At 67.5% G+C, this 25,210-nt stretch carries 28 protein-coding genes; 15 read left to right on the plus strand and 13 right to left on the minus strand.

The features are described from left to right. Window positions 1-44: 44 nt before the first annotated feature. Both AOA12_RS11910 and AOA12_RS11915 read left to right on the plus strand, forming a co-directional pair. Entirely contained in the window at window positions 45-470 is a 426-nt protein-coding gene (locus tag AOA12_RS11910) for a cupin domain-containing protein (protein WP_054682998.1), read from the plus strand. Between the two features lie 76 nt (window positions 471-546). Further along, complete coding sequence (locus AOA12_RS11915) at window positions 547-1,452, plus strand: NADP-dependent oxidoreductase (RefSeq protein ID WP_054683000.1); 906 nt, start codon at window positions 547-549, stop codon at window positions 1,450-1,452. 217 nt (window positions 1,453-1,669) lie between these two features. Here AOA12_RS11915 and AOA12_RS24175 read toward each other — a convergent pair whose 3' ends face one another. After that, on the minus strand, window positions 1,670-1,912 hold the full coding sequence (locus AOA12_RS24175) for a hypothetical protein (RefSeq protein ID WP_054683002.1): 243 nt from the start codon (window positions 1,910-1,912) through the stop codon (window positions 1,670-1,672). A 30-nt stretch (window positions 1,913-1,942) separates the two neighbouring features. Here AOA12_RS24175 and AOA12_RS11925 point away from each other — a divergent pair, with 30 nt between their 5' ends. Then, window positions 1,943-3,895: a heavy metal translocating P-type ATPase gene (locus AOA12_RS11925; RefSeq protein WP_054683004.1), complete on the plus strand. Its 1,953-nt coding sequence runs from the start codon at window positions 1,943-1,945 to the stop codon at window positions 3,893-3,895. 170 nt (window positions 3,896-4,065) lie between these two features. Here the strand turns inward: AOA12_RS11925 and AOA12_RS11930 are convergent, their stop codons facing one another. The 10 genes from AOA12_RS11930 to AOA12_RS11975 form a co-directional block, all read right to left on the minus strand. Continuing rightward, a complete protein-coding gene (locus AOA12_RS11930; protein WP_054683006.1) occupies window positions 4,066-4,317 on the minus strand; it encodes an IS3 family transposase in 252 nt (83 codons plus the stop codon). 22 nt (window positions 4,318-4,339) lie between these two features. Further along, window positions 4,340-5,410 (minus strand): IS110 family transposase, encoded by a 1,071-nt coding sequence (locus AOA12_RS11935; RefSeq protein WP_054683009.1) that lies wholly within the window; start codon window positions 5,408-5,410, stop codon window positions 4,340-4,342. 219 nt (window positions 5,411-5,629) lie between these two features. After that, window positions 5,630-5,911 (minus strand): hypothetical protein, encoded by a 282-nt coding sequence (locus tag AOA12_RS23155; RefSeq protein WP_156366488.1) that lies wholly within the window; start codon window positions 5,909-5,911, stop codon window positions 5,630-5,632. Window positions 5,912-6,025: 114 nt separating this feature from the next. After that, window positions 6,026-7,173, minus strand: a protein-coding gene (locus tag AOA12_RS11940) for an IS3 family transposase (protein WP_143003726.1) whose coding sequence is annotated in 2 segments (ribosomal slippage) — window positions 6,026-6,903 and window positions 6,903-7,173 — 1,149 coding nt in all. Because the reading frame shifts where the segments join, the coding sequence is not laid out codon by codon here. A 276-nt stretch (window positions 7,174-7,449) separates the two neighbouring features. Then, complete coding sequence (locus AOA12_RS11950) at window positions 7,450-7,674, minus strand: hypothetical protein (protein ID WP_054683010.1); 225 nt, start codon at window positions 7,672-7,674, stop codon at window positions 7,450-7,452. Further along, window positions 7,661-7,930, minus strand: coding sequence for a helix-turn-helix domain-containing protein (locus tag AOA12_RS23620; protein ID WP_082406205.1), 270 nt, complete (start codon window positions 7,928-7,930; stop codon window positions 7,661-7,663). The genes AOA12_RS11950 and AOA12_RS23620 overlap by 14 nt, the downstream gene beginning before the upstream one ends. A gap of 135 nt (window positions 7,931-8,065) precedes the next feature. Continuing rightward, window positions 8,066-9,202: an alpha/beta hydrolase gene (locus AOA12_RS11960; protein ID WP_054683012.1), complete on the minus strand. Its 1,137-nt coding sequence runs from the start codon at window positions 9,200-9,202 to the stop codon at window positions 8,066-8,068. Beyond that, the gene (locus AOA12_RS11965) at window positions 9,199-10,209 is read right to left on the minus strand and encodes an MAB_1171c family putative transporter (protein ID WP_054683014.1); all 1,011 of its coding nucleotides are present in this window, start codon (window positions 10,207-10,209) and stop codon (window positions 9,199-9,201) included. Before AOA12_RS11965 ends, AOA12_RS11960 begins: the two co-directional genes overlap by 4 nt. Continuing rightward, on the minus strand, window positions 10,206-10,670 hold the full coding sequence (locus AOA12_RS11970; protein ID WP_054683017.1) for a hypothetical protein: 465 nt from the start codon (window positions 10,668-10,670) through the stop codon (window positions 10,206-10,208). Before AOA12_RS11970 ends, AOA12_RS11965 begins: the two co-directional genes overlap by 4 nt. Window positions 10,671-10,731: 61 nt before the next feature. Continuing rightward, the gene (locus AOA12_RS11975; protein WP_054683018.1) at window positions 10,732-11,163 is read right to left on the minus strand and encodes a hypothetical protein; all 432 of its coding nucleotides are present in this window, start codon (window positions 11,161-11,163) and stop codon (window positions 10,732-10,734) included. A 310-nt stretch (window positions 11,164-11,473) separates the two neighbouring features. Between AOA12_RS11975 and AOA12_RS11980 the strand changes: the two genes are divergently transcribed. From AOA12_RS11980 to AOA12_RS12035, 12 genes are all read left to right on the plus strand, one after another. Then, window positions 11,474-12,547 carry an ImmA/IrrE family metallo-endopeptidase gene (locus tag AOA12_RS11980; protein ID WP_054683020.1) on the plus strand — a complete coding sequence of 358 codons (1,074 nt, stop codon included), beginning with the start codon at window positions 11,474-11,476 and terminating at the stop codon, window positions 12,545-12,547. Beyond that, window positions 12,547-13,479 (plus strand): bifunctional DNA primase/polymerase, encoded by a 933-nt coding sequence (locus tag AOA12_RS11985; protein WP_054683022.1) that lies wholly within the window; start codon window positions 12,547-12,549, stop codon window positions 13,477-13,479. The genes AOA12_RS11980 and AOA12_RS11985 overlap by 1 nt, the downstream gene beginning before the upstream one ends. A 32-nt stretch (window positions 13,480-13,511) precedes the next feature. Next, the gene (locus AOA12_RS11990) at window positions 13,512-14,153 is read left to right on the plus strand and encodes a DUF2637 domain-containing protein (protein WP_054683024.1); all 642 of its coding nucleotides are present in this window, start codon (window positions 13,512-13,514) and stop codon (window positions 14,151-14,153) included. Next, entirely contained in the window at window positions 14,150-14,554 is a 405-nt protein-coding gene (locus AOA12_RS11995; protein WP_054683026.1) for a hypothetical protein, read from the plus strand. The genes AOA12_RS11990 and AOA12_RS11995 overlap by 4 nt, the downstream gene beginning before the upstream one ends. Window positions 14,555-14,647: 93 nt before the next feature. Further along, window positions 14,648-15,535 (plus strand): hypothetical protein, encoded by an 888-nt coding sequence (locus AOA12_RS12000; protein WP_054683028.1) that lies wholly within the window; start codon window positions 14,648-14,650, stop codon window positions 15,533-15,535. Next, on the plus strand, window positions 15,532-16,533 hold the full coding sequence (locus tag AOA12_RS12005) for a ParB N-terminal domain-containing protein (protein WP_054683030.1): 1,002 nt from the start codon (window positions 15,532-15,534) through the stop codon (window positions 16,531-16,533). Before AOA12_RS12000 ends, AOA12_RS12005 begins: the two co-directional genes overlap by 4 nt. Before the next feature lie 36 nt (window positions 16,534-16,569). Beyond that, entirely contained in the window at window positions 16,570-17,262 is a 693-nt protein-coding gene (locus AOA12_RS12010; protein ID WP_054683032.1) for a hypothetical protein, read from the plus strand. Between the two features lie 13 nt (window positions 17,263-17,275). Beyond that, the gene (locus AOA12_RS12015; protein ID WP_054683034.1) at window positions 17,276-18,886 is read left to right on the plus strand and encodes a M23 family metallopeptidase; all 1,611 of its coding nucleotides are present in this window, start codon (window positions 17,276-17,278) and stop codon (window positions 18,884-18,886) included. A gap of 6 nt (window positions 18,887-18,892) precedes the next feature. Continuing rightward, window positions 18,893-19,159, plus strand: a complete 267-nt coding sequence (locus tag AOA12_RS12020; RefSeq protein WP_013601305.1) for a DUF6112 family protein — start codon at window positions 18,893-18,895, stop codon at window positions 19,157-19,159. Between the two features lie 169 nt (window positions 19,160-19,328). Further along, entirely contained in the window at window positions 19,329-19,625 is a 297-nt protein-coding gene (locus AOA12_RS12025) for a DUF6112 family protein (RefSeq protein WP_227007205.1), read from the plus strand. Window positions 19,626-19,656: 31 nt separating this feature from the next. Next, the gene (locus AOA12_RS12030) at window positions 19,657-21,033 is read left to right on the plus strand and encodes a hypothetical protein (protein WP_054687006.1); all 1,377 of its coding nucleotides are present in this window, start codon (window positions 19,657-19,659) and stop codon (window positions 21,031-21,033) included. Window positions 21,034-21,036: 3 nt separating this feature from the next. Then, complete coding sequence (locus tag AOA12_RS12035) at window positions 21,037-22,506, plus strand: PrgI family protein (RefSeq protein WP_054683038.1); 1,470 nt, start codon at window positions 21,037-21,039, stop codon at window positions 22,504-22,506. Between the two features lie 49 nt (window positions 22,507-22,555). Here the strand turns inward: AOA12_RS12035 and AOA12_RS23165 are convergent, their stop codons facing one another. Next, window positions 22,556-23,374, minus strand: coding sequence for a hypothetical protein (locus tag AOA12_RS23165; protein WP_156366489.1), 819 nt, complete (start codon window positions 23,372-23,374; stop codon window positions 22,556-22,558). Window positions 23,375-23,393: 19 nt separating this feature from the next. Beyond that, window positions 23,394-25,187, minus strand: a complete 1,794-nt coding sequence (locus AOA12_RS12045; RefSeq protein WP_197280914.1) for a hypothetical protein — start codon at window positions 25,185-25,187, stop codon at window positions 23,394-23,396. Window positions 25,188-25,210 lie beyond the last annotated feature (23 nt).

Genomic DNA, 25,210 nt, shown 5'->3' on the forward strand with positions numbered 1-25,210 from the left:
GACGCGAACACCAAAATCAACACACGAAACAGAGGAGACCGACCATGAGCGAAAAGAACTTCACCCTTGGCGACAACGTCGAGCATTTCACCATCGAGGACGTGGCCAGGGACAATCCTGACTTCCGGAAGGTGCTGTGGACCGGAGAACACACCCAGATCGTGGTGATGACCATTCCGCCCGGTGGCGAGATCGGAGACGAGGTCCACGAACACACCGATCAGATCCTGACCTTCGTCTCCGGAACCGGCGAAGCCGACCTCAATGGCCACACCCACCCCATCGATGCCGGTGACCAGTGCGCGGTACCCGCCGGTGCCCAGCACAACTTCCGCAACACCGGCGACGAGCCGCTGGTGCTGTACACCATCTACAGCCCACCCGAGCACGCTACCGGCGCCGTATTCGCCACCCGGGAAGAGGCTGACGCCGCCGAAGCCGCCGGTGAGGACGAACCGCCCCGGTCCTGACCGCCACCGCCACGAAAGACCCACCCGGGACGTCGACGACGCGCCACCCAGTCCAGATCAGAAGGAGATTCGATTCATGTCCAAGGTTTATGTCTTCACCGGCTACGGCGGACCCGAGACCCAGCAACTGATCGAGGGGCCTGTTCCAACGCCCGGGCCCGGGGAACTGGCCATCGAAGTCCGAGCCGCCGGTGTAAATCCGGCGGACTGGAAGATCCGGGAAGGCCAGCTGGGCCGTCACTGGAGCCTGCCGGCGCCGATGGGCCGTGAAGCCGCCGGCGTAGTCACTGAGGTCGGCGACGGGGTCGAGGACTTCGCCGTGGGCGACGAGGTGCTCGGCCTGGTGGCGCCCGGGCAGGGTGGAATGGCCGAGCACACACTGCTGCGCGCCTCCACGACTGTGGCCAAGCCCGAGGAGATCTCCTTCGCCGACGCGGCCACCATCCCGGTGGCCGCAGCCACGGCCTACGACGCCACCCACCAGATTGAACTCAAACCTGGCCAGACCCTGCTACTGCTCGGCGCCGGCGGCGGAGTGGGACTGATGGCGACCCAGATTGGTCGCGTGCACGAGTTCACGGTCATCGGCGTGGCCAGCGCAACCAAGCGGGAACTCGTCGAGTCAACTGGTGCCACCTTCATCGAATCCGGTCCAGGGGTGGCCGATCGGGTGCGGCAGGTGAGTGCCGACGGCCCCGACCTGATTGTTGATCTCGTCGGTGGCGATGCGCTGCGTGCTGTTGCGGACCTGGTGCCCGACCGAACCCGGATCATCTCCGCAGCGGACCCAGACACCGCCGCCGAGCTGGGCGGCCTGGCCCTGGCACGCACGGATGAGGCCATGGCCAAGATCACCGAGGTCATCCAATACGGACTGGTCGATCCCCACGTGGACGCTCAGTTCGCCCTTGATCAAGCAGATCAGGCGATTGCCGCAGTGGAGACCGGACACGCCGCTGGAAAGATCATCGTGGTGCCCTAAGGCTGGCTCCACCGACACCACCGGGGGCGTGGGTGATTAACCGGCAAATCCGAAGACGAACACATGACAACAGATAACCACCATGGGAACGACCACCGGCACTGGGCCGCTTCCATTGGCTGACGAGCCGGGTGTCCTTAAGCCCGCCCGCCGCATACCCACACCGGGTAAAGAAAGGAGCATGATGACGCGACCCGATCATCACCGAACGCCAGAATCACCCACACCTGAGCAGCACGGAGACCATCCCGACACGCACTCGGGCGCCACGGATCACGGCGACAAGCACTCCGATGGCGGCGGTCACGACCATCATCACGCGCCTTTCCATTACGGCAGTCCAGATCATGACCCAGCACACCGTGACGAGCACGCCGGCCACCATGGCGATCACGGTCAGGCCGGCCAGCACCACGCCGGGCACGAGGACCACGGCGGTCATGCAGGCCACGGCGACCACGTCGGGCAGTTCAGGCGGCTGTTCTGGATCATGCTGGTTCTGGCGGTGCCAGTGGTGGGCTTCAACGACATGTTCGCCGACCTCCTGGGCTACCAGCTCCCCGATGCCGGATGGGTGTGGTGGGTCTCCCCAATTCTGGGCACCGTGATGTATGTCTGGGGCGGCCGGCCGTTCTTGACCGGCGCGGTTTCCGAGCTCCGCGCCCGCCAACCCGGCATGATGCTTCTCATCGGCCTGGCGATCACCGTGGCGTTCATCGCCTCCTGGGGCGCGAGTCTGCGAATTCTGGATCACGAGTTGAACTTCTGGTGGGAACTGGCCTTGCTGGTGGTCATCATGCTGCTGGGCCACTGGATCGAGATGCGTTCCCTGGCGCAGACCACCTCCGCACTCGATTCCTTGGCTGCCCTGCTGCCCGACGAGGCCGAGAAGATCGACGGCGACGACGTGGTCACAGTCGCTCCGGCCGACCTCGCGGTCGGTGACATCGTCATCGTGCGCCCCGGCGCCTCCGTGCCCGCCGACGGCAGAATCACCGACGGCTCGGCGAGCATGGACGAATCCATGGTCACCGGCGAATCCAAGTCCGTCCGACGCGAGACCGGCGAGCAGGTGGTCGCCGGCACGGTGGCCACCGATTCAGGCTTGCGCATCGAGGTCACCGCGATCGGCGAGGACACCGCCCTGGCCGGTATCCAGAAGCTGGTGACCGACGCGCAGACATCATCCTCGCGCGCTCAGCGCATCGCCGACACGGCGGCGGCCTGGTTGTTCTGGTTCGCACTCGGTGCGGCCGCGATCACCGCCGTCATCTGGAGCTTCCTAGGGATGCCGGATACGGCGGTGGTACGGACGATCACCGTGCTGGTGATCGCCTGCCCGCACGCACTGGGGTTGGCGATCCCGCTGGTGGTCTCGATCGCCACCGAACGCGCCGCCCGCGGCGGAGTGCTGGTCAAGGACCGCCTCGCGCTGGAGTCGATGCGAACGGTGGACACCGTCCTGTTCGACAAGACCGGAACCCTGACCAAGGGCGAGCCCAACGTCACCGGGATCGAACCGATCGAAGGGCACACCGAAGACGAGGTGCTGGCTCTGGCCGCAGCAGCCGAGAGCGACAGCGAGCACCCGCTGGCAAGGGCCGTGGTCGGGGCGGCGCGCGCCCGTGAGCTGGCCGTGGCCGAGGCGACCGACTTCTCCTCCTCGCCCGCTGTGGGTGTGAGGGCCAGGGTGGACGGCACCGTAGTCGAGGTCGGCGGCCCCCACCTCCTGGACCAGCATGGCCTCGACGAACTCGCCGTCGCCGATGAGTGGCGCACCGAGGGCGCGATCATCCTGCACATCCTTGCCGACAGCCAGGTGATCGGCGCGCTGCGGTTGGCCGATGAGGTCCGGTCCGAGTCCCGCGACGCCATCGATGCGCTCCACGCTGCCGGTGCGCAGGTCGTGATGATCACCGGCGACGCCCAGGCCGTGGCCGACACCGTCGCCGCCGAGCTGGGCATCGACCGAGTCTTCGCCGGGGTCCGGCCGGAGGACAAGGCCGCCATGGTCGCCGAACTTCAGGGCGAGGGCCGCAAGGTGGCCATGGTCGGCGATGGAGTCAACGATGCCCCGGCACTGGCCCAAGCCGATGTCGGCATCGCCATCGGCGCAGGCACCGACGTGGCCATCGCCTCCGCCGGTGTCATCCTGGCCAGCTCGGACCCGCGCTCGGTGCTGTCGGTCATCGACCTCTCTCGGGCCTCGTACCGGAAGATGAAGCAGAACCTCTGGTGGGCCGCCGGCTACAACCTCATCTCCGTACCGCTGGCCGCCGGAGTGCTCGCACCGATCGGATTCGTACTGCCGATGAGCGTTGGCGCGATCCTCATGTCCGCCTCGACCGTGGTGGTCGCGCTCAACGCCCAGTTGCTGCGTCGGCTAGATCTGACTCCAGCCCACAGCACCTCCAGGTTCCTCGACCGCGATACGTCCGGGTGAATACCCGACCGGACCGACATCAGATTCGCCAAGCCACGAAACAGGAGCAGACAGGATGGCCACCGAGACCAAAACACCGCTTGGTCAAGTTATGAACGGCCGTGGTTGGATGCGCCCCGCATGCACCTGTCTCAAACCTCTGAAGCGCCCCGGGTTTCGTGGAGGCTCGGTTATCTGGAACCGGCTCCGACGGGAACCTGTTCTCCAACGTAGCTGACGGGCTTGTGGGATGCCCAGTGGGCGGCCTCGAACTCGGCGGGCGGGACGTGTCCGATCTCGCCGTGCAGGCGCCGGTTGTACCAGTCGACGTATTCGGCGACCGCGATCTCGACGTCGCGGACCGACGCCCACCCGCCCTTGGGGCGCATGACCGGGTTGCGGATGCACTCGGCCTTGAACCGCGAGTTCAGCGCCTCGGCCATCGCGTTGAAGCTCCTATATTTGTCAACTCCCGATTTCGCCGGTCGTGGGGTGCGCTTTGACGAGGTGGTAGACCTCGCGGATCACATAGCGCTTGAGGCAGCGGATGATGTCTCGCTTGCTTCGGCCCTCAGCGGTGCGTCGGGCGACGTACGCGATGGTCGGCTCATGAAACCGCATCCTCACGATCACTGTCCGATAGATCGCGGCGTTGAGCTGGCGGTGGCCTCCGTGGTTGATGCGATGCTTCCCGCTGCTCATGCCCGAGCCTGTTGGGACGGGGGCGATGCCAGCGAGCTTGGCGAATGCGGCTTCGGAGTGGATCCGTTCCGGGTTGTCTCCGGCGACTATGAGGATTTCTGCGGCGGTGTCGACTCCGATCCCGAACTGCTCGAGCAGCTGCGGGGCGGTGCTGCGCACGAGGGCCTCGATGAGTTCTTCGAGTTCCTTGGCTTCCGCGTCCAGGGCAAGCCAGCGTCGCGCCAAAGTGCGGACCGAGTGGCGCAGCGCGTCGTCGGGAGTGTCCAGGTTCCGCGGTCGTGAGGCAGCGAGGTGTCGGGCGAGCTTCGGGCGTGACATTCTGTTCGTCTCGCGGCGCATCTCGTCCGTGCCGTGGACGAGCATCGCTTTCATCATGATCATCGTCGAGGAGCGGTTCACGACCGCGGAATCATGCACAACTTTCAACTGGCGGATCATCTCGACGGCGCCGTCGGCGGTTTTCGGAATCGCGGTCGCGAATCCGGCGAGCACGCTTCGCGCGGCGTTCTCTGCGTCGAGAGTGTCGGACTTGCCGTTCGCTCGCCGAAGCCGACGGTCAGGCCTGCCCGCTTCGACCACCTTGATGTCGTGCCGACGGAGGAACGATGTCAGGGTGGCCCCGTAGGACCCGGTGCCTTCGATCCCGAACGCGAGGATCCGACCGAACCCTTCCGCCCAAGCGAGTAGCTGCCGAAACCCACCGGTGTCGGTGGGGATCGTGAGCGTCGAGAGGATGCCACCGACCGTGTCCATCACGGCTGCGACGTGGATGTGTTTGTGCGTGTCGACGCCGACCACAATATGGCCCGATCGCGTCGAGGTGAGATCTGTCATCGTGTCCTGTCCTTCTGCCGGTTAGCGTGGAATCACGTTGTCGCCGGCGGGTGGACAGGACTGTCACGGGGACGCTCTCAAAGTCTGCTCCAGGCTCCTATCAGGTCACGCCCGACCGGCGGCAGCGCTCACTGCAAGCCCGGCCGGACGGTCGACAGATCAACGCAAAGGCACCATTCGGGCCGATCGTAAGCAAGGGTCAGACCGCGCCGGCCGGGACTACCGAATCAGTCTCGACCCGGCAGAAACAAACTGACAGTCGTAGCTGTCGCCGACCGTTCCGACGGACGCGACCGCGTCGGCTTCGGCGAGTCGCTCGGTGTAGCGAATCGCACGGTATTGACTGGGCTCAACCGGTGGAAGCAACACCTGATCGGAGGGTGTTGTGGGAAGACCATCGAACTGGATGAAGGAAGTGACCGGGCGAGCGCCGATGCGGTCACCCGGCGCACCATCGCACCCGCGAGTGAAGGAGCGTGAGTTCTGGACGAAGATCAGCACCGGCTTGCTCCCGACGGAGGCGGGCGTCGCGATCGGCGTGGCTCCAGTCTTGGGGTCGCGGTGGTTCCGACAATCAGGCGGTATGTCACCGTATTCATTGGGCCGCCCCCTTCGTTAGGTCCAGGCGATCTGTGAGTCGTCGGTTTCCATTCGATGGGTGCACTCCCGAGCGTAGTCGGCGGGGGCGATATAGCCGAGCGAGGAGTGCCGGCGGTGATGGTTGTACTCGTTCTTCCAGTCGCCGATCACGACCTGGGCGTGCAGGAGTGAGTAGAAGCTGTTGATGTTGAGGCACTCGTCGCGGATCCGGCTGTTGAACGACTCGACGTACCCGTTGCGCCACGGAGAGCCGGGCGGGATGTAGGACAGCCCGGTGCGGGTGCCGGCCCAGTCGGCCATCGCTTCGCTGATGAACTCCGGTCCGTTGTCCGATCTGAGCACAGCCGGGGCGCCGCGCACGGCGACGAGGTCCTCGAGGTGGGCGGTGAGGCGGTCGGCGGTGATCGACCGTTCGGTGAGCCCGCCGATGCACTCACGGGTGTGCTCGTCGACGATCGAGCAGATCTTGATCGGGCGGCCCTGCTCGTCCGCGTCGAACTGGAAGTCGACGGCCCACACCACGTTCGGTGCGTCTGCTGTAGGCGGGCCGACGGTGGAGGACCCGACGCGTTTGCGGCGACGGCGTTGCGGGACCCGGAGCCCTTCGTCGCGCCAGAGGCGTTGGATCTTCTTGTGGTTCACGGCCCAGCCCTCGGCGCGGGCGTCGTGGTACGCGCGTCGGTACCCGTAGCGGGGGTGGCTCTTCGCCCAGGCGCGCAGCCAGTCCCTGAGCGCCCGGTCCGGGTCCGCGACGGTGTCGCCCTTGCGCGGGCGCCGGTAGGCGGAGCGTGAGAGCCCGACCAGACGGCACGCCATCCGTTCGCTCACCTGCAGCTTGCGCTTGAGGTGAGCGACGGCGGCGCGGCGTCTGTCCGGGCTTAGAAGTTTCCCTCAGCCAGCTCCTTGAGCGCCGCCTTCTCCAGCTCCGCCTCCGCGAGCAGCCGCTTCAAGGTTGCGTTCTGCTTCTCGAGCTCCTTGAGCCGTTTCGCGTCGTCGGCCTTGAGCCCGCCGTACTGGTTCCGCCACCGGTAATACGTCTGCTCGGAGACTCCGAGGTCCCGGCACACCGCCGCGATGTCGGCGCCGTCGGCGAGCATCCTGTCGGCCTGCCCGAGCTTGCGGACGACCTGCTCCGGGGTGTGCCGCTTCCTGCTGTTCGTCATGATCTGACCAGTCTCCCTGCCCGCGACCGCGGACGACAGGACGACTCACATAACAACCGGACCTACGAAACGGGGTCAGCCCAGTGCACTTCAAGCTCACGCCCGAATGGCTAGATAGCCCAGAGAATCTGCGCTGGGCGCACCGCCGTGTTTGCAATAAGGCTGCTGAGCTGAGTCTCGATCAGACACGGTTGCACCTAATCGAACGCGGCATCCTGACCGCAGACGTCCCCTGACACTGAACCGCCGATAGGTTGAGAACGAATCAGGCGATGTCTACGCGGCCAGGCCATCTTGCTCCAGCGCGTTCCGACCGTTGTCTCGTGAGACATCCGACTTGCGCATAAACGCGGGCTCAAGCACGCGAGCGTCGATCCGCTCGGACTCGTGCTTGACGAGATCAAGCATGTCCTCGACCATCCACCCCGGCGTGAACACCTCGCCGTGATCGGCAACGCGCTGCTTGGACTTCACCAACCGCTGGGCTTCACTCAGCGTCATCGGCTCCCCTTCCCGTACTCGTTGTCACGATCGTAGGAGCGACCGCTGACATTCGCGTGGGCTGCTGAGCGGTCTCGTCGTCGCTGGCCGCCGCACCCGCACGCACCCAGTCGTCGATCTCGCTGGCTTGGAACTTCCAGAGGCGTCCGACCTTGTGGGCGGGCATGGCCTTCTCGGCGATCCAGGTGTAGACAGTGTCTTTGGTGACCCCGAGGTGGGCGGCGATGTCGTCTGCGGACAGCCACGGCTCAGCCACGTTGGTCCTCCCTCGCTCAATGGCCCAGGCAGGCCAACACTCACGATGATACCGGCGGAGGTACGGCTTGAGTTGGGTTTCTCCGGGCGTGGCCGAACGAGGTGGGTGCCGAGAGTGATCGCTCCCTTCTGCCGATCAGCGTGGGACACGCGCCTTGAGCCACGCGGTCACTGCTTCCCGCCACGGGTCGGGGTCGGTGTTCCAGCAGAGGGTGTGGTCGGCGTCGAAGGTCTCCAGCTCGACGAGGTCCGGGCGGGCGTCTCTGAGTGCTTGTGAGAGCCGGATCGGTACGGAGTCGTCTCGGGTGCCGTGGAGGATCAGGGTCGGCGTCGCGAGGTCTGCGGTTCGTGCGGTCCAGTTGAAGGAGCGGAGCGGGATGCTGCCCGGCGAGCCAACTGCGCAAGCCAGCGGGCCGACGGTGAGCCACGGGATCGCAAGGTGCCCGGCTGCTGCGGGCAGTCCACTGCGAACGCAGTTGGTCTTGATGACTTCGGTCCAGTTGAGGACTGGTGAGTCGAGTACGAGCGCGGCGATCAGTCCATCGTGTCGCGGGTGGTCGGCGAGTTGGAGGGCGATGGCGGCCCCCATTGACCAGCCAAAGAGCACGACTTGCTGCGCTCCGCGTCGAACGGCGTATCCGATGGCTTCGTCAACGTCGCTCGTCTCGGTGTGGCCGAGGGCTGTTCGGCCGGTGCCGACTCGTGGCCCTTCTGTGGTGTTGCGGTGGCTGACGACGAGGGAGGTGTAGCCGAGTTCGGTTGCGGCGAGGACGCCGCGCAGGGTGCCGGCGCGGGTGCTGCCGAGGCCGTGGATGTGTATCGCCCAGACCGAGGGGTCTCCCTCGATGCGCCAGGCCGGGCATCGTCCGGCGGGGGTCGTGATGGTGATGTCACGGGCGTGGAGTCCGGCGTCGGCTGGGGTGGCGTAGTAGATGCCGCTCCAGGAGGTCCGGTCGCCGGCCTTTGGAGTGGAGCCCGATGTGAGGCCCGTGATTCTGCGGGCGACCCGGGTGGGTCCGCGACCGATGACCTCGGTGGAGAGTTGCGCCCACCCACCGTGCTCGAACCAGAGGTTGTAGATGCCGTGCGCGGTGGTCTGCTCGGTTCGGTCGAGCACGATCAGGTCGCCATTGTCGTCGTGCTCAACGCTGCGGATGGTGAGGTCGAACGTGCGTGGGCCGACGGGTGCCGTGAGTCGCCGCGCGATGGTCCACCCGAGCCCGGCAGCCGCTGCCGCCGCGATCCCGCCGCCAAGCACGATGCGGCCGATCACGCTCCACGCTCCTCAACGTTGGGAACGTGCAAGGTCGCTGCGAGGGCGCTATCGCTTCCGACGAGGTGGGTCTCGGCGCGTTCGAGTAGGTCGCGGTCGTCGGTGCTGATGTCGAAGGTAATGCGCGGGTCGATCATCGCGTCGCGGATTTCGACGATCACTCGGTGGAGGTGCCCTTCGGGGTCTTCGCGGTTGGCGGCGAGGGGGTCGGCTTGGCTCAGCCCGGGCCGTGCATGTGTCGCTCGGAGCCAGAGCGGCTCCAACTGCGCGGTGAACGAGATCGTGTGCCGACGCCGGGAGCGGTGCTGGGCGCGGCGGACGGCGGGCTGGACCGCGAACCCAGCGCAGAGGAACACGAAAGTGAGGACAGAAAGCGGATCGTAGGCGGCCTGGATGGCGTGCATGAGGTCGAGGTGGTCGGCGGCGTGGGCGATGTCCATGACGATCACGGCGAGGCAGAGCGTGACACCGAACGCCGATCCCAGGCTGAGCAGTGCGGCGGGGAGGCGCTGGATGCCGGCGCTGTGCCGATACTGCCGGGCTGCGAGGACGAGCATCGTCGCGATGACGAGTGCTCCGTAGCTGAAGTTGATGATCGAATAGACCGCTGCCGCTGGTTGCGCGCCGAGGTCGTTCATGAATCGTGTCGTGGTGGTGCCGCGGTCGATGAACAGGAACGATGCGGTGATCGCGAGCAGCGCGACGAGCAGGACGGGTGCGCTGACGGCGGCGCGGACGAGCCTGGGCCGGTACTCGCCAGACTTCATGACGCCGCGCCCGAGGAAGAAGAGCCCTGTCATCAGGAGCGCGTCCGCGATCAGTGTCGCGATGTTCGTGCCGCCGAGGAGCGGATCGACGACCGTGTAGATGTCATCGACGTTCAGCGTCATGGCGATGGCGATGGTGAGGGCGGCGTAGGTGATGCTGCGGTCGGTGCGTTTGCGGCGGAAGATGAGCAGGCTCGCCACGAGCGCCCACATGAGCGTCGCGACGAGCGTCTGGATCATCCGAAGACCTCCGAGTAGGCCGATTCGGCGAAGACCGATCCTCGGATGCCTGCGGCGAGCCGGTCGGCGAGGGACTCGGCGGCGATCTCGGTTTCGCTGTCGAGGTCTTGCCGAGTGAGCAGGCGTGCACGGGTGTGCGGCGGGATGCTGGGCAGTAGTGCTTCCTCGACGGCGCAGTCGTCGCCGTCGCAGTGCCCGAGGATCATGTGAGCAAGTTCGTGGAGCACGAACTGCTGGCGGTGGAGTGCGGAGTCGCTGCGGGCGTGGAGCACGTAGTCTCCGGCGTCGGTGGAGAGCAATGCCGCGCAGAGGCCGTCGTGGGCGTCGAGGTCTGCGAGTTCGACGATGCGGAGCCGCCGGTGCCGTCGGTCTTGGACGGTGTGGCGGAGGTTGTCGAAGGTGAAGGTGTTGCCGAGCTGAAGGCCCGCGAGAGCCGCCGATACGGTCTGTTCGATATTCACGGTTTGCCCCTTATCTGTGGGGAGCAGAGACGGGCGTCGGCTCCGTGTCGTGCGGTGCCGGTCAGTGCTCGGGCATGTGTGTCATTTCCTCATCCAGGAACTTGGTGATGGCATGAAGTGCTTTCGGCGAGATGTCGCCGAGGGTGCGGGCAGCATAGGACTTCACCTTCGCCGCGCGCATGGACCGAACCAGATCGAGCTGCGCCGAGACCTTCTCGGGAGTGGCCGCACCGTCCTCGCCGAGCAGGAACGCGGCATCCACGTCGAAGAACTCCGCGAGCCCCTCGAACACGGCGGGGTCCTGTACGTAGCGGTGGCCGTTGACCATGTACGTCCAGCGCGACCGCGACAGGTTCGTGCCTCGTTCGCGGAGGTAGTCGGCGATCTGCGAGTAGGTCGGCTCAGTGCCGGACTCGGCAACAGCGACATCCATCAGGAGCCGCAGACGCTTGGCGAGGTCTTCGGCCGCAGCCTGGCTCTCGTCTTCGGTCATGACGGTGACCCCCTTCCCTTCGCGACGGGCAAGGCATCGATGTAGTCCACCCGGAGGATGGTTGTGCATGCTCAACCGTACTCGTTGAGCATGCACAAATCAAGGCTTGCGCATGCTCAACGGTCGGTGTTAGAACAGGACTCCGGGACATTTTGAGCATGCTCAATGTCGCGTCCCGGTCTCGGCTCGGGCTGCCTCAAGGAGGTGAACGATGTCCAGCTCACGGTCCGGGCGCGGGTGTTCGCGCCTACCTGCCAGGTGTACCGCCGCGCGCAACCTTGGCGCGGCCCGCCGAAGAGGAGGCCGGAGCATGGCATCGAACGAGGACGCCCGCGCGGCGCGAGAGGCGAAGCTCGACGAGCTGCACGAGAAACTGACCGGCGCGGTCGAGTCGCTGGTCTCGGGTGACGACTGGCGGCAGGCGCTCGCCTTCGCCGCACGGTTCAGGTCGCGGTCATTCAACAACACGATGCTGATCTGGGTGCAGCACGAGGCCGCGTTCGAGGCGGGCCGCGTGCCCGAGCCCTTCCCCACTTTGGTTGCCGGGTACCGGCAGTGGCAGGGGCTCGGGCGGCAGGTGATGAAAGGGCAGACCGGGTACATGATCTTCGCGCCGGTGACGGGCCGGTTCGCGTCGTCCAATCCTGCCGATCCGAACTCCTGGCGTCGCTTGGGGCCGCGAGAGAAGCACAAGGTCAACGAGGTGGTGCGCTCGCGGATGGTCGGAGCGCGCCCGGCCTACGTGTGGGACGCCTCGCAGACCGACGGCGAACCGCTGCCGGTGCCGCCCGCTCCGACGCTGCTGGAAGGCGAAGCACCGTCAGGGTTGTGGGAGGGGCTGGCCGGGCAGATTCGCGGCGCGGGGTTTGAGGTGCTGCGGGTGCCGCACGAGGGGATGATCTCCGGCGCGAACGGCCTCACGGACTACGAGGCGCGCACGGTCGCGGTGCGAGAGAACATGGACCCTGCCGCGCAGGTCAAGACCCTCGCGCACGAGTTGGCGCATGTGCTGATGCACGATCCCGACGACGAGGAGGCGCGGCAGCATCGCGGCATCCGCGAGGTCGAAGCCGAGTCCGTCGCGCTGATGATCGGTGCCGCGCACGGCATGGACACCGCCGGGTACACGATCCCGTACGTCTCGACCTGGGCCGCCCGAGTGGACGGCCACGAGCCCGTCCAGGTGGTGCAGGCCACCGGCGAGAGGGTGCGGAAGACCGCGCTGGCGATCCTCGACCAGCTCGACACGCTCCAGGTCGGCGACGGCACCCCGCCCGGCCTCGACCGTGACACCCCCAGTCCGCGCACTTCCCGCACGGCTGCGCCTGCGGTAGAGACCGATCGTCCGCGTGCTGCGTCGGCGCTGGCGGGGCGGAGGCTGTGATGCCCGAGCCATTCGATGTCCTTGCGGCGCTCATTCGCGTGGATCGCTCACCAAACCTGGCCTTGGCTGCGCGGAGTCTCGCGGCGGCGGGGGTGCCCGTGTTCCCGTGCCTCGTGGAGGGGAAACGTCCGCTGACCCGCCGTGGGTTCCTCGACGCGAGCAACGACCCGGAACAGGTTGCCGCGTGGTGGTCGCGCACACCGAATGCGAACATCGGCATCCCGACGGGAGCGGCATCGGGCGTTGTCGTCGTGGATGTCGATGTCCACGGCCCCCACGATGGCCGCGCGGCGTACCAGCGCGCCACCGACGCAGGGCTCGTCGATGGCGCGGGGCTGCTGGTGCGCACCCCCACCGGTGGCGCGCACGTGTACTTCCCGGCGACACCAGGCAGCGAGCAGCGTTCGTGGCAGGCAGCCACGGCGGGTGTCGATTTCCGGGGCGACGGCGGCTACATCATCGCTCCTCCTTCCCGGCGAATCATCGACGGCAATGTGAAGCTCTACGAGGTCGCGGACATCGCCGCGCACTCGGTCGGCACGGTGGACGCGGCCCGGCTGCGGGACTTTCTCGACCCGCGCCCCGTCGCACCACCACGCGCCAGCAGCGGCTCGATGGAGGTGGATGCTGAGCGGTTGGCGGCGTGGGTCGCCGGGCGGGGTGAGGGCGAGCGGAACCGGGGCCTGTTCTGGGCTGCCTGTCGCCTCGCCGAGAACGGCGTCTCGCCCGCCGACGCGCTCGATGCCTTGGGTGCTGCGGCACAGTCGGCGGGTCTGGGTGATCGCGAGATCACCACGACCGTGCGCTCTGCCTACCGAGCCATTCAGCCCGCATCCGAGACCGCGTCAGACGGCCGGAGCCGGAACGCGGGTCGCTGGTTCGGTCGTTCGGCGAGCCCACCATCCGCAGCGCTGGGGAGGGCGGGGCTGTGAGGCGTGAATCGGAGGGGCGGCGCTGGGCCGCTATGACGGCGGTCGCGGGGACGGTGTTCATCGCCGCCGGGGCGTTCTGGCTGTCGTTCACGTCGTTGGCCGATCTGGCCGCTCGCTCCGGGATCGGATCGGGGCAAGCGTGGGCGTGGCCGCTGATCGTGGACGGCATCATCGTCGTCGCCACGGTCGCCGTCGTCGCCCTCGCCGGGCAGCGCTCGGCCTGGTATCCGTGGGCGCTGCTGGTCGGCGGCGCGCTCGTCTCAGTGACAGCGAACGCCATTCACGCCGTCGTCGCCGCAGACGCCGACGTGCCACGGATGCTCGCGGCCTCGGTCGCCGCGGTTCCGCCCGTCGTGCTGCTTGCGATCACGCACCTGACCGTGATCCTCACCCGGACCGCCGACCCCGGCGTGCAGCCTGTCGCCTCGCGTCCGACGGTCACTGCGGAGTCGATGCCCGCGCTGTCATCTGGCGAGGCGGAGCCGACCCGTCGGGGCGACGTTGTGGCGGATCGGCGGGCGCTGGGTTGGGAGCTTCGGGAGGCGGGCTGGTCGAACAAGCGGATCGCCCGCGAACTCGGGGTGCATCCCTCGACCGTGGGCCGCTGGTTCGCCGTCGCGCACCTCACTGACACAACCGACACCGTCGATGAGCGAGAGGAGACGACCCCATGAACACCACTGAGAACCCGCAGCGCAACGATCCCGCAAGGCCCGATCCAGCACGGCTGGTGCCCGATGAGCCGAGGGAACGCCCCGAGCACGTCGAGGCAACGAGCACGCCGGAGGCGGTGCGGGCCGCGCAGGTCGCCCGCGACGACAAGCAGCACGCCCTCGTTCCCGGCCGCGGCGTGGAGTGGGTACGCCCCACCGACCTGATCGCCCGGCACTCGGCGCACGCAGCCGGCCGTGGCCTCGACTTCCAGGCCGAGCTCGCACGCCGCACCCGCACCCCGATTGGCGCTGGTGTTCGTCGTCTCGGGGACCGTGCCCGGCGGCTGCCGCCGATCTCGGCGTTCGGGCGCAGCACCGCACCTGCGTCGCAGATGTCCCGCTCCGGGGTCTCGATGAGTTGACGGTGGTGAGAGGTCATGGCTGCGACGGCACCGGCATGCAGGACGCGCTCGTGGGAGCGAGCGCGCACCTGCCTGCCAGGAGGTGCCGACACCATGACCACACCAACCCACACCAGTACCGCTCCGACGGCCGACCAGGCTGAGGACTTCACCACCGGCGAGGGCCTGCGCGCCCTGCTCAACCGTCTCGCCGAGGGCGGCGAGGATGCCTGGGTTCACGACCCGGTGGCCCGCGACCTGATGGAGTTCGCCGCCGACAAGTACCGCGCTCTCGCGAGGAAGCACAAGCTCGACACCTGGGAAGCGGTCACGGCGGCGTTCGACGCGATGCAGTACCGCTCGACCCGCGAGGCCAATGATCCGTGGGCGATCATCACCCACGCCGTGCGGATCACCTGCGTTTACGAGGAACGCGCCCAAGGGCTGCTCTGCTCGGTGCACCAGGCCCGCCGCGCCCACCTCTCGGCGTTCCACGACCCCGAACGGTTCTCCGAACGCGACACCGCGCTGGCCGACTACCATCCCGCGTTCCACACCACCGACCTGCGTCCCAGCGACCTCGAACCGGAACCACGCGACAGTCTCGGGTCTGCGCAGGCGTGCATGTCCGCTGGATCGGCGGCCGAGGACGCCATCGCGATGCTGTGCCTGCTCGACTGGCCCACCGACATCGCACGGGCCGCGGTCGAGCACGTCTGCGGGGCGTTGATGAAGGCCGGCACCCGCCAGTCCGCCTACGAGGCGCTGCGCCGCGATCGGCACGCGCGGGCACTGCTCGACCTGCCGCGCCGCTCCTGGGCCGCTCTCTTGAAGGCGCTGCTCGGGAGCCCGCACCCGGCCTACGTGGCCACCAGCAGCGGTCGCGGCATCCTGCTCCGGCTCCTGCTGGGCGAGACTCTCGACCTGCTGCTCCGCGACGACGATCTCATCCTCGCGCTCGCGCTTGCCGCTCCGAGCGGTGGAGGCGGTGAGTCGTCGTGAACGAGCAACAACTCGGCAGCATCCAGCTCGACCGCGCCGTCAATTCGATCCTCGTCGGCACCCGGCACCGCGCCGACCTCGGCGACATTGACGCCCTCGCGGCATCCATCGACCGCGACGGACTGCTGCAACCCGTCACGATCACCATCGATGGTGTGCTTGTGTGTGGGGCACGACGCCTGGCCGCGATCAAGAAGCTCGGCTGGCGCACCGTCAACGTCTGGGTTCGCAGCGGTCTGTCCGACCGGCTCGGGCAGCTCCTCGCCGAGCAGGACGACAACATGCTGCACAAGCCCTACACCCAGCTCGAAGCCGCCGGCCTCTACCGCGAGATCAAGCAGGTCATGGCCGAAGACGCCGCCCGACGGAAGTCCGCCACGCAGTTCAGCAGCGAGAACCAGCCGGGAAACGACGGTGGTGCAAACTTTGCACCACCGTCGAGCGGGCCGCTCGGGAAGGCCCGCGAGCAGGCTGCGGCGATGATTCCGGGCGGTGCGTCGCACACGACGTTGGAGAAGATCGGCTACCTCGAAGACATCGCCAACAACCCCGCTCAGCCCGAGACGTTGCGCGCGGAGGCTGCCGCCGGGTTGGAACGGATCGAGGCCGGCGAACCGGTGCATCCGATCTACCAAGCGATCCGCGACGCCGATGCCAGCGCGCGGGAGCGGCGCGAGGCCGAACTGCATGCCCGTGCCGAGGCAGCCGTGGCCCAGGCGAAGTCGATCAAGAAGGGCAAGCGCACCCCACCGCGTCGGTTGCCGCTCGTCACCGACGACGGGCAGCCCGTCCGCTACCCAGTCCGGGCATTCGTCCAGACGTGGGGTGAACTGACGAACTGGTGGACCCACTACGACGCCGACACACTCGCAGGCGAGTTGACCGACGAGCAGTTCGAGAACTTCCTCTCCACCGCCGACGGCACCGTCCGGTTCGCCGACGCACTCCGAGCCGCCCGCGAGGGGTCGGCGGAGCCGCCACGCCTCCGCGCGCTCTGACCACGGGCACAGGTGCCGGGTGCGCACCTGCTCGGCATGAGCCCTGCACCTACTGATCCTCGGAACCGCCGCCGACTCGTCGCCCTCATCGCCGCCGGCATCGTCTTGCTGCTCCTGGCCGGGGTCGGTGTCTACGGACTCCTCACCGGCCCCCGTAACAGGACCGGCACCGATCCCGACCCGGAGCCCGGCCCGGTCACGACGGCACCGCCGACGGTGGCACCGAGCACGCCGCGACCGCCGCGGGTTCCAGTGGTTCCGCGTTCGGCCGATCCTGAGACTTTCGCGCAAGGTGTCGCGTCCACGCTGTTCGCATGGGATACGGCGTCGGGGCTGTGGCCGCTGGACTACACCTCGGCGATCCTCGCAGTCGGAGACCCCAGCGGGGACGAGCAGGCCGGGCTGGCCTCCGATGTGGCCGCGTACCTGCCGACCCGTGACGCCTGGATCGAGCTGCGGCAGTACGCCACCCGTCAGCACCTCACCATCGACACCGCGTACGTCCCCAACGCCTGGGCCGACGCTGTCGCGCAGGCCCAGCCGGGGCAGCTCACAGCAGGCACGACGGCCGTCACGATCGAGGGTACTCGACATCGTGCCGGGGTCTGGAACGGCCAACCGGTCACCAGCGAGCATCCGGTCGCGTTCACCGTGTTCGTCGTCTGCGCACCGACCTATCCGACCTGCCACTTGCTGCGGCTGTCGCAGCTCGACAATCCGCTGCGCTGAAGGGGTTGGCGTCGTGTTCCGCAAAGCCGCCATCGCAGCCCTGGCGCTGCTGTTCTTCGCACCCGCCGCAGCCCTCCTCGGGATCGGGGTGCTGATCAACCCCGCTGCCGCCTACTGCGCCGCCCCTGCCGGGAGCGTGAACCTTGGCCCGATGCCGGACTCGCTCGCCGTGACCACCGCGAACGGCGAGACCTTCACCCTGAATCGTCAGCAGCTCACGCATGCGGCAACGATCATCTCTGTCGGCAACGGCATCACCGACGTGGGTCGGCCGGGAATCAAGATCGCGCTGATGGCCGCGCTCACCGAGTCCACGCTGCGGATGCTCACCAACACCGGCACCTACCCCGAGTCGGCGAACTACCCGAACGATGGGGACGGCGGCGACCACGACTCCCTCGGCATGTTCCAGATGCGCCCGCAATCGGGGTGGGGGTCGGTCGCCGAGCTCATGGACCCGCAGTATCAGGCGCGAGCGTTCTTCGGCGGGCCGACCGGGCCGAACTACCCCTCGCCGCGTGGCCTGCTCGACATCCCGGGCTGGCAACAGATGGACCCCGGCGAAGCCGCCCAAGCGGTCGAGGTGTCCGCTTATCCCGACCGCTACCGCAACTACGCGTCCGTCGCCGACAGCATCCTCGCCACCCTCACCGGCAGCGGCAGTACCGCTGGCAGCGCGACTGGCCCGGCCGTGTCGTCGTCGCGGGTGGTGTTCCCGCTACCCGAGGGCACATGGGTGCTGACCTCGCCGTTCGGGATGCGGGTGCACCCGATCACGGGCGAACGGAAGATGCACACCGGCACCGACTTCGCCGCGCCCGACGGCACCCCGATCCTCGCCGCCGCCGACGGCACCGTCACCGTCGCGGAGTTCTCCGGCGGGTACGGCGGCCTCATCGTCATCGAGCACACCATCGACGGCCACACCGTCGCGACCGCGTACGCGCATATGTGGCAGAGCGGCATCCACGTCCGCCGCGGAGACCGGGTGAACGCCGGGCAGCACATCGGCGATGTCGGCTCCTCGGGTATGAGCACCGGCGCACATCTGCACTTCGAGGTCCGGCCCGGCGGCACGAACGGTGAGGCCACCGATGCCGCCGCCTGGCTCAACGAGCACGGGGCCGCGAACCTGCCGACGGCAACCAGCGGTTCACCCGCCGCCTGCAACAACGCCACTGCGGGCACGCCGACCGGTGTCGACGGGGGCCCCGACCGGCTCGTCGACGATCCCACCAGCTCGGGCAAGATCACCGCCCGCATGCTCCACCTCTACCAGCAGACCCTCGCCGCGTTCCCCGACACCGGCTGGGGCTGCTACTCACCGCGCCCCGGCACAAAGTCCGAGCATCCCCTCGGCAGGGCGTGCGACATCACCTTCGGCAACCGCATCGGCCAGCGACCCACCCCGACACAGCTCGACGCCGGCTGGAAGGTCACCAACTGGATGAAGGACAACGCCGACGTACTCGGCGTCGAGTACCTGATCTGGCAAGGCCAAATCTGGTCAGTCGCCCGCGACGCCCAGGGCTGGCGACCCTACAACGGCGGCGGCATGCACGACCCCGCCTCCATCACCGGGAGCCACTACGACCACCTCCACGCCACCGTCAAAGCAGGGTGATCGGCGATGGGTGTCTTCCCAGACTTCGACGGGCTCGGCGGCATCGGCGACCTCCGCGCCGTGGTTGGCGCGCTGCTGACGTTCGTCCTGATCGTCGCCGTCCTCATGCTGATCGTCTCCGCGATCGTGTGGGCGATCGCCACGGCCCACGGCAACTACGCCACCGCCAGCAAAGGCCGAATCGGAGTGCTCGTCGCGGTCGGCGCGGCCGTCCTCGCCGGAGGCGGCGTGGCCTGGATGAACTGGCTGCTCAACCTCGGCCAGCAACTCTGACTCTGAACCTCTCTGAGCTCGATGCCCACGTCCTCGCCGACGTGGGCATCGCTGTGTCTGCTGTCGAGGGGCTGCGGGTGCACCTGTGGCGTGTACCCCGTCTGCGAGTTCGTGGGCGGGTCGCCCGTCGCCAAGGAGACCTACTGTGTTCGATCTGCTCGCTAACGTCATGTCCGCGCCGCTGCTGGTGCCGATGGACATCAACATCGACCCCAACACCAACGGCCTGCCAGGGATCAACCAGCTGCGCACCATCGTCGGCGCGGTGATGACCATCGGCCTGATCCTCAGCGTGCTCGCGTTGATCGTGTCCGCGATCGTGTGGGGCTTCGGCGCGAACTCCTCGAACCCGCACCTCGCCTCGCGCGGGAAGATCGGCGTCCTCGTTTCCTGCGGCGCTGCGGTGATCTGCGGCGCGAGCGTGACGCTCATCAACTTCTTCTGGAACGTCGGCCAGTCCGTCTGACCCCGCCTTTCGTCGAGAGCTGGTGTTCGTGATGGGCGTGTGCGACGTTCCCGTGATCTCCTCGGTCTGCGATGCCGTCGGCGAAGGAGCCGCGTCTCTGGTTGCGGCCCCGTTCGACTGGCTCGCCCAGGCGATGGGTGCCGCCGCCGGGTGGCTGTTCGAGGCGGTCTGGTCGGTCTTCGACACCACGACGCTGGTGGATGTCACCAAGCCCGGCTACATCGCCGTCTACAACCTGCTGTTCGGCATCGCGGTCTTCGTGATGCTGATCTTCTTCTGCCTCCAACTCATCACCGGTCTGATCCGCCGCGACCCCACCGCCCTCACCCGCGCCGCCCTTGGCCTGGCGAAGTCCGTCCTCGGGTCGTTCGTGGTCATCACGCTCACTGCGTTGCTGTTGGAGGTCGTCGACCAGCTGTGCATCGGGATCGTGCAGGCCGCCGGGGAGACCACCGAGTCGATGGGCGACAAGATCGCGCTCCTCGCCGCAGGGCTGGTCGGCATCAACATCGCCGCCCCCGGTGTCGGAGCGATCATTACGATCTTCATGGCAGGACTCGCGATCACCGCCGCCGCGATCGTGTGGCTGTCCCTCCTCGTCAGGAAAGCGCTCCTGCTGGTCGCGGTCGTGTTCGCGCCGCTCGCCTTCTCTGGTGCCTCGTGGGATGCCTCGCGGGGGTGGATCGGGAAGTGGGCGATGTTCGTCGTCGCGCTGATCTGCTCCAAGCTCGTGCTCGTCGTAATGTTCCTCGTCGCGATCACCCAGGTCTCGGCACCCATCGATGCGGACCTCGCCTCGGTCAGCGACCCCATCGCGGGGATCGTGCTGATGGCGATGGCCGCGTTCGCCCCGTACCTGACGTACAAGTTCATCGCGTTCGTCGGGTTCGACATGTACCACGCGATCGGCTCGGAGCAGGACGCCAAGAGCGCACTCAACCGTCCGATCCCGGTCCCGGCCAAGCCGCAAGGCGGCGGCGATCCGAAGAAGGTGCTCGACGGAACCAGCGGTGGCGGCGGGAACGCGGGTGGAGGCTCTGGCGGTGGGAGCAGCGCCCCGCCACCGCCGAAGACCCCGGCACCGGCACCCGCCGCCAGTGGCGGAGGTGCCGCCGGTGGAGGGGCCGCAGCAGGTGGAGGCGGCGCAGCCGCAGCCGGTCCCGTCGCAGCAGGGGTCGTGGTCGGGGCGAGTGTCGCCAAGGGTGCCGCGACCGCCGGGCCGAAGGCCGGAACCGCGTTGGGAGCCCAGGGCGAGCATGCCGCCGACGCGGCCGCGCAGACACCGCCACCGCCCGCCGCATCGCCTGCGGCACCGCCGTCGAGTCCGGCACCACGACCGCCGAGCAGCGACCCGTCACCGCCGCCGAAGCAGCCCCCGCCGCCAGCGCCCCGCCCACCGAAGGAGTAGACGATGAGCAGCACGAACAACGACCGGCCCACCGCGGGCGAACTCGTGCCGGTGAAGTTCTCCCGCCTCACCCGCCGCGGTGTCCTCCTCGGCCTGTCGCTGACCCAGCTCATCACGCTCGCCATCGGCGGAGCCACGCTCATCGGCGCGTTCTACGCCGGCGGCGGGATGCTGCTCGCCTACACCGCCCCCATCTGGGTACTCGCCGCCGCGCTGACATGGATACCCATCGCGGGCCGGCCCATCGTGGAGTGGCTGCCCATCGCCTGCTGGTGGCTGTGGCGCACCACCGGCGGGCAGCTGCTGTTCCGGCGCAGGATCGTCGTCCCGCGTCCCGTCGGCACCCTCGCCCTGCCCGGCGACATGGCGCGGCTGCGCGAGTACACCGATCCCGACACCAACGCCGGGATGATCCACGACCCCCACGCCGCCACGTTGACCGTCGTGTGTGAGGTCACCCATCCCGCGTTCGTGCTCCTCGATCCCGGCGAACAGGAACGCCGCGTCAGCTCCTGGGGCCGAGTCCTGGCCACCGTCTGCCGATCCGGGCGAATCGCGGCGCTACAGGTTCTCGAACGCACCCTCCCCGACTCCGGAACCGGACTCGCCGAATGGTGGGCCACCCACGGCACCCCGGACGACTCATGGGCAGCCGACACCTACGCCGAACTCATCGACCGCGCCGGACCCGCCGGCGAACGCCACGCCACCACGCTCTCGCTGTCACTGGACATGAAAACCAGCGCACGGCAGATCAGGACCGCCGGAGGCGGGATACGCGGGGCCGCCGCCGTGCTGCGGCAAGAGATGAACACCCTCGTCGCCGCGCTCCGCTCCGCCGACCTCTCACCGTCGGGATGGATGACACCGGGGCAGATCGCGGTGATGCTGCGCTCTGCCTACGACCCGGCGATCGCGGCCACCCTGGAACGCCACGGGAGGCTCGGCCAGTCGCTTGCGACTGCGGGGCCGGTTGCCGTCACCGAGACCTGGGGCAGGTTGCGCACCGACTCCGCTCACCATGCGGTGCTCTGGGTCAGCGAGTGGCCGCGGTCGCTGGTGTATCCGGGGTTCCTGTCGCCGGTGTTGCTGTCCACTGGCATCCAGCGATCGTTCTCGCTGATCTGCACCCCGATGCGCTCCGATGCTGCCGCTCGCGACATCCGCAAGAAGAAGGTCGAGCACATCTCCGACCAGGCCCAGCGCGCGAAGATCGGCCAGATCGATGATGCCTCCCAGACAGCCGAGTACCACGACGTGCTCCAACAAGAAGCCGACCTCACCGCCGGACACGGCATCCTTCGCTACACCGGCCTCATCGCCGTCTCCGCACCCACCGTCGAAGAACTCGACGCAGCCGTTGCCGCCATCGAGCAAGCCGCGATCCAGGCATCCTGTGAGACCCGGCTCCTCGTCGGACAGCAAGCCGCCGCGTTCACCGCCGCCGCGCTCCCGCTCTGCCGCCGGGTCTAAGTCAACCGCCACCGCCGCGGCTTGACCCGACCCTTGCTCCGGCAGTGGATCAGGCTCGCGCCTCGATGAACCGAAGCATCGAAACAGGAACCGGCGCGTCTGGGGTTCGTGGCAGATCGACCACGGGAAGCACCAGGGACACGTCTGCGAGGTCGTCGACGCCGAGTTCTAGCCAGTCCGTGCAGTCGGCATGTGGCAAAGCGCTCACCAGCTGGCGATCCGCGAGCAGCAAGCTGAACGGAGGGAAGTGAATCACGGCAGAGATTGTCGGTGTGGTGGTTGTCGTCCATTCATCGTCCCTTCCACCATCCCGCGACAGCTTTACGGCCAAGCCCTCGTGTGCTCCCTCAAGGACCGCCGCCGCTCCGTCCGGCGCGATCGCCGCCAAGAGCCGGATGCCCTTTGGCGCTGGGGCTGCGACTCCATGCCGCACGGCCCCGACCAGGTCAGGGTGTGAATCGATGAGTTTCGGAGTCAGCGCTGTCATGCCCGCGAGCGCGGAGCGGATGAATCGGCCCGGGCGAACCTCGTTGAGCTTTCCTTCAATATGAGTCCGCTCGCCCTTCCATTGGGAGTGGAGCAGGTTGCCTGCGAAGGTGTAGGCCCACCGAATGTACTCGTCATCCCAAGGGGATGTGGCTGCCCGGCAAGGTTCGCAATGCGCATACAGGCTGGCGCCACCGAGTCGTGGACGCCCGTGGGCAAGTCGGTTGTCTGCTGTCGTGCCGCCCCAAGAGAAGCTCCCATTGTTGAATGCAGCTCTCGGTGGCACGTGTGCCTTGGTGAGTCTTGCCCGGGCCCCGCACAGCGCGCACTTGCCGCTCTTTGCCCGCCCACCCGTCGGCCGGAAGCCTTCCTGCTCACTCATGCCTGCACTCGCGCAATCTCTAGGCGTCGATGGCGGAGTCTGCTGTGGCAAGTCCTTCAATCGCTGTCGGGGCCGAAACAGCGTGGGGCGTTCTTTCGGAGAGAGCCGCCGCCAGGCTGTCGATGTCCTCGTGCTCCGCGGCGTCGGGGAACATCCAATGCAGGTCGCGCTCCTCTGTGGCCACGTCGATAGTGGGTCGGACGCCCGCTCCGCGGTGCGAGCGACCGCGTACATTCCGCACGTCATCCAGGGAGTAGATCGGGCCGAGTTCGCCTCGCTTTAGGAGGTTCCCTGGGTTAGCGGTGACGATCCGTCGGTCAGTCACCGCTACGAACGTGCTCGACGCGAACTTCTCAACGATGGCACTGGCTCTTCCTGGCGCGAGCGCATCCCAGGTCGCATCAACCCTTCTGGCGAGAATGGCCGGCACGACGCCAGCGAAGTTGTGAGTTCCCATTTCGTATGGGAAGGCCACGCTGCGAAGCGTCTCGCCATCCTCAAGGAACCACCGAAGGATATGCAGATACGGATCGAGTTCAAGCCCTTCGGGTGCGCATACCGCCGCTGGTACTGCTGGCATCTCGACTGCTGGCTGGAGCATGTTGGCCAAAGGGTCGATCGCTTCGAGGAGCTGCCTGCAAGTGAGTTGAGAAGCCTTGGCGTCTTTTCGCTTCTTCGTGAGAGGCGCGGTGGCGCGGCCGGGGAGTTCGGCGATGATCCGCAACTCGCGGACGAGCGACTCGGTCAGCGATCGGATTTCGGAGAGCGACTCGTCGATCTCGACGGGAGTGTTCCGGGCGATCCGGTCGAAGAGCTGCGCTTCGCTCTCGTCGTTGGTGCTTCGTGTTCTGGCGAGGGCGGCCCGGACAGCCTGGTACTCCGCGTGGGTCTTGAGTGAGCTGAGAAGCGCGTAGGTATCGAAGACGATTGCTTCGGCGTTGGATTCGAGGTACTGGCGGCGAGCGCGACCGTCCAACTTCCCGAGTTCCTGGACATGGCCTGCCACGTTCTTGCGGTATAGCTTCAATTGCTTGCGGATGTTGGGACCGCTGGGAGCGATGGGCTCCCAGACAGAGTCTGTGATGGCGTCGAGTTCGCGGGTCTCCTTGACTGCCTCATCGACGGACTCCGCCAGCCCTTCAAGCTCTGCCCATTGCTCGTTTCGGATGGCCTTGAGCGTCTGCGTCGTGAGCTGGATGTTGGAGCGGACGAGGCCGGAAATCTCGCCGAGCTGCATTTGGAGCGCGATCATGGCGACGGCCGGGCCGATAGCTGCGATCGCCGTGGCGGCCGTCATGGAGGCTGGGATGAATCGCGCCTGGGCGACCAGTTCACCGTTCTTGAAGATCGCCCCGAGCTTGGCGCCGTCCTTTGCTGCCATCTCCCCGCCGCTCTTCAACAGAGACAGCGTCGCATCGTTGACGCGGAAGAGGCCTTGCGCGCTCGATACAGCCTCTGCGACGTTCCCGACGATCGTGCCTGCGTTGCCGAAGGAGCCGAGAGCGGTGGAGAGCTGAGCGCGGTCGAAGGACGGCACCATGTCAAGGCTGATGAGTTCAAGACCGTCGGGGACTTCGCCGAATACGACTGCGACGCCTGGCGTCACCTCGACGAGGGTCGTGGACGCTGCGAGCTCAAGCGCGTCGGACCTGACCTGACCATCCTCTGCGGTCTGCCTGCCAACGGCGTCATCATTACCGGACTCGTCGCGCGGGTCGTCCATGTGGCTCTCCTTCTCGCCGGTGACTGCCTCGTGCCTCCCTCCGACGCCTCCATCAAGTATGTCAGCCGCCTTCGACAGCGCCTGGGTCATCGCAGCACACCTCCTGGTCACAC

This window comes from Microbacterium sp. No. 7 (assembly GCF_001314225.1).
Taxonomy (GTDB): Bacteria; Actinomycetota; Actinomycetes; order Actinomycetales; family Microbacteriaceae; genus Microbacterium.

Excerpts from the sequence above, each read along its gene's own strand:
- AOA12_RS11990 (WP_054683024.1), top strand. The coding sequence starts at position 13,512 with ATGACGGCGGTCGCGGGGACGGTGTTCATCGCCGCCGGGGCGTTCTGG.
- AOA12_RS12010 (WP_054683032.1), top strand. The coding sequence starts at position 16,570 with ATGAGCCCTGCACCTACTGATCCTCGGAACCGCCGCCGACTCGTCGCC.
- AOA12_RS12000 (WP_054683028.1), top strand. The coding sequence starts at position 14,648 with ATGACCACACCAACCCACACCAGTACCGCTCCGACGGCCGACCAGGCT.
- AOA12_RS12025 (WP_227007205.1), top strand. The coding sequence starts at position 19,329 with ATGTCCGCGCCGCTGCTGGTGCCGATGGACATCAACATCGACCCCAAC.
- AOA12_RS11935 (WP_054683009.1), bottom strand. The coding sequence starts at position 5,410 with ATGACAGATCTCACCTCGACGCGATCGGGCCATATTGTGGTCGGCGTC.
- AOA12_RS11965 (WP_054683014.1), bottom strand. The coding sequence starts at position 10,209 with ATGATCCAGACGCTCGTCGCGACGCTCATGTGGGCGCTCGTGGCGAGC.
- AOA12_RS11930 (WP_054683006.1), bottom strand. The coding sequence starts at position 4,317 with ATGGCCGAGGCGCTGAACTCGCGGTTCAAGGCCGAGTGCATCCGCAAC.
- AOA12_RS11925 (WP_054683004.1), top strand. The coding sequence starts at position 1,943 with ATGCTGGTTCTGGCGGTGCCAGTGGTGGGCTTCAACGACATGTTCGCC.
- AOA12_RS11910 (WP_054682998.1), top strand. The coding sequence starts at position 45 with ATGAGCGAAAAGAACTTCACCCTTGGCGACAACGTCGAGCATTTCACC.
- AOA12_RS11985 (WP_054683022.1), top strand. The coding sequence starts at position 12,547 with ATGCCCGAGCCATTCGATGTCCTTGCGGCGCTCATTCGCGTGGATCGC.
- AOA12_RS23165 (WP_156366489.1), bottom strand. The coding sequence starts at position 23,374 with ATGAGTGAGCAGGAAGGCTTCCGGCCGACGGGTGGGCGGGCAAAGAGC.
- AOA12_RS12045 (WP_197280914.1), bottom strand. The coding sequence starts at position 25,187 with ATGACCCAGGCGCTGTCGAAGGCGGCTGACATACTTGATGGAGGCGTC.
- AOA12_RS11995 (WP_054683026.1), top strand. The coding sequence starts at position 14,150 with ATGAACACCACTGAGAACCCGCAGCGCAACGATCCCGCAAGGCCCGAT.
- AOA12_RS11950 (WP_054683010.1), bottom strand. The coding sequence starts at position 7,674 with ATGACGCTGAGTGAAGCCCAGCGGTTGGTGAAGTCCAAGCAGCGCGTT.
- AOA12_RS11980 (WP_054683020.1), top strand. The coding sequence starts at position 11,474 with ATGGCATCGAACGAGGACGCCCGCGCGGCGCGAGAGGCGAAGCTCGAC.
- AOA12_RS11975 (WP_054683018.1), bottom strand. The coding sequence starts at position 11,163 with ATGACCGAAGACGAGAGCCAGGCTGCGGCCGAAGACCTCGCCAAGCGT.
- AOA12_RS12035 (WP_054683038.1), top strand. The coding sequence starts at position 21,037 with ATGAGCAGCACGAACAACGACCGGCCCACCGCGGGCGAACTCGTGCCG.
- AOA12_RS11915 (WP_054683000.1), top strand. The coding sequence starts at position 547 with ATGTCCAAGGTTTATGTCTTCACCGGCTACGGCGGACCCGAGACCCAG.
- AOA12_RS12030 (WP_054687006.1), top strand. The coding sequence starts at position 19,657 with ATGGGCGTGTGCGACGTTCCCGTGATCTCCTCGGTCTGCGATGCCGTC.
- AOA12_RS12020 (WP_013601305.1), top strand. The coding sequence starts at position 18,893 with ATGGGTGTCTTCCCAGACTTCGACGGGCTCGGCGGCATCGGCGACCTC.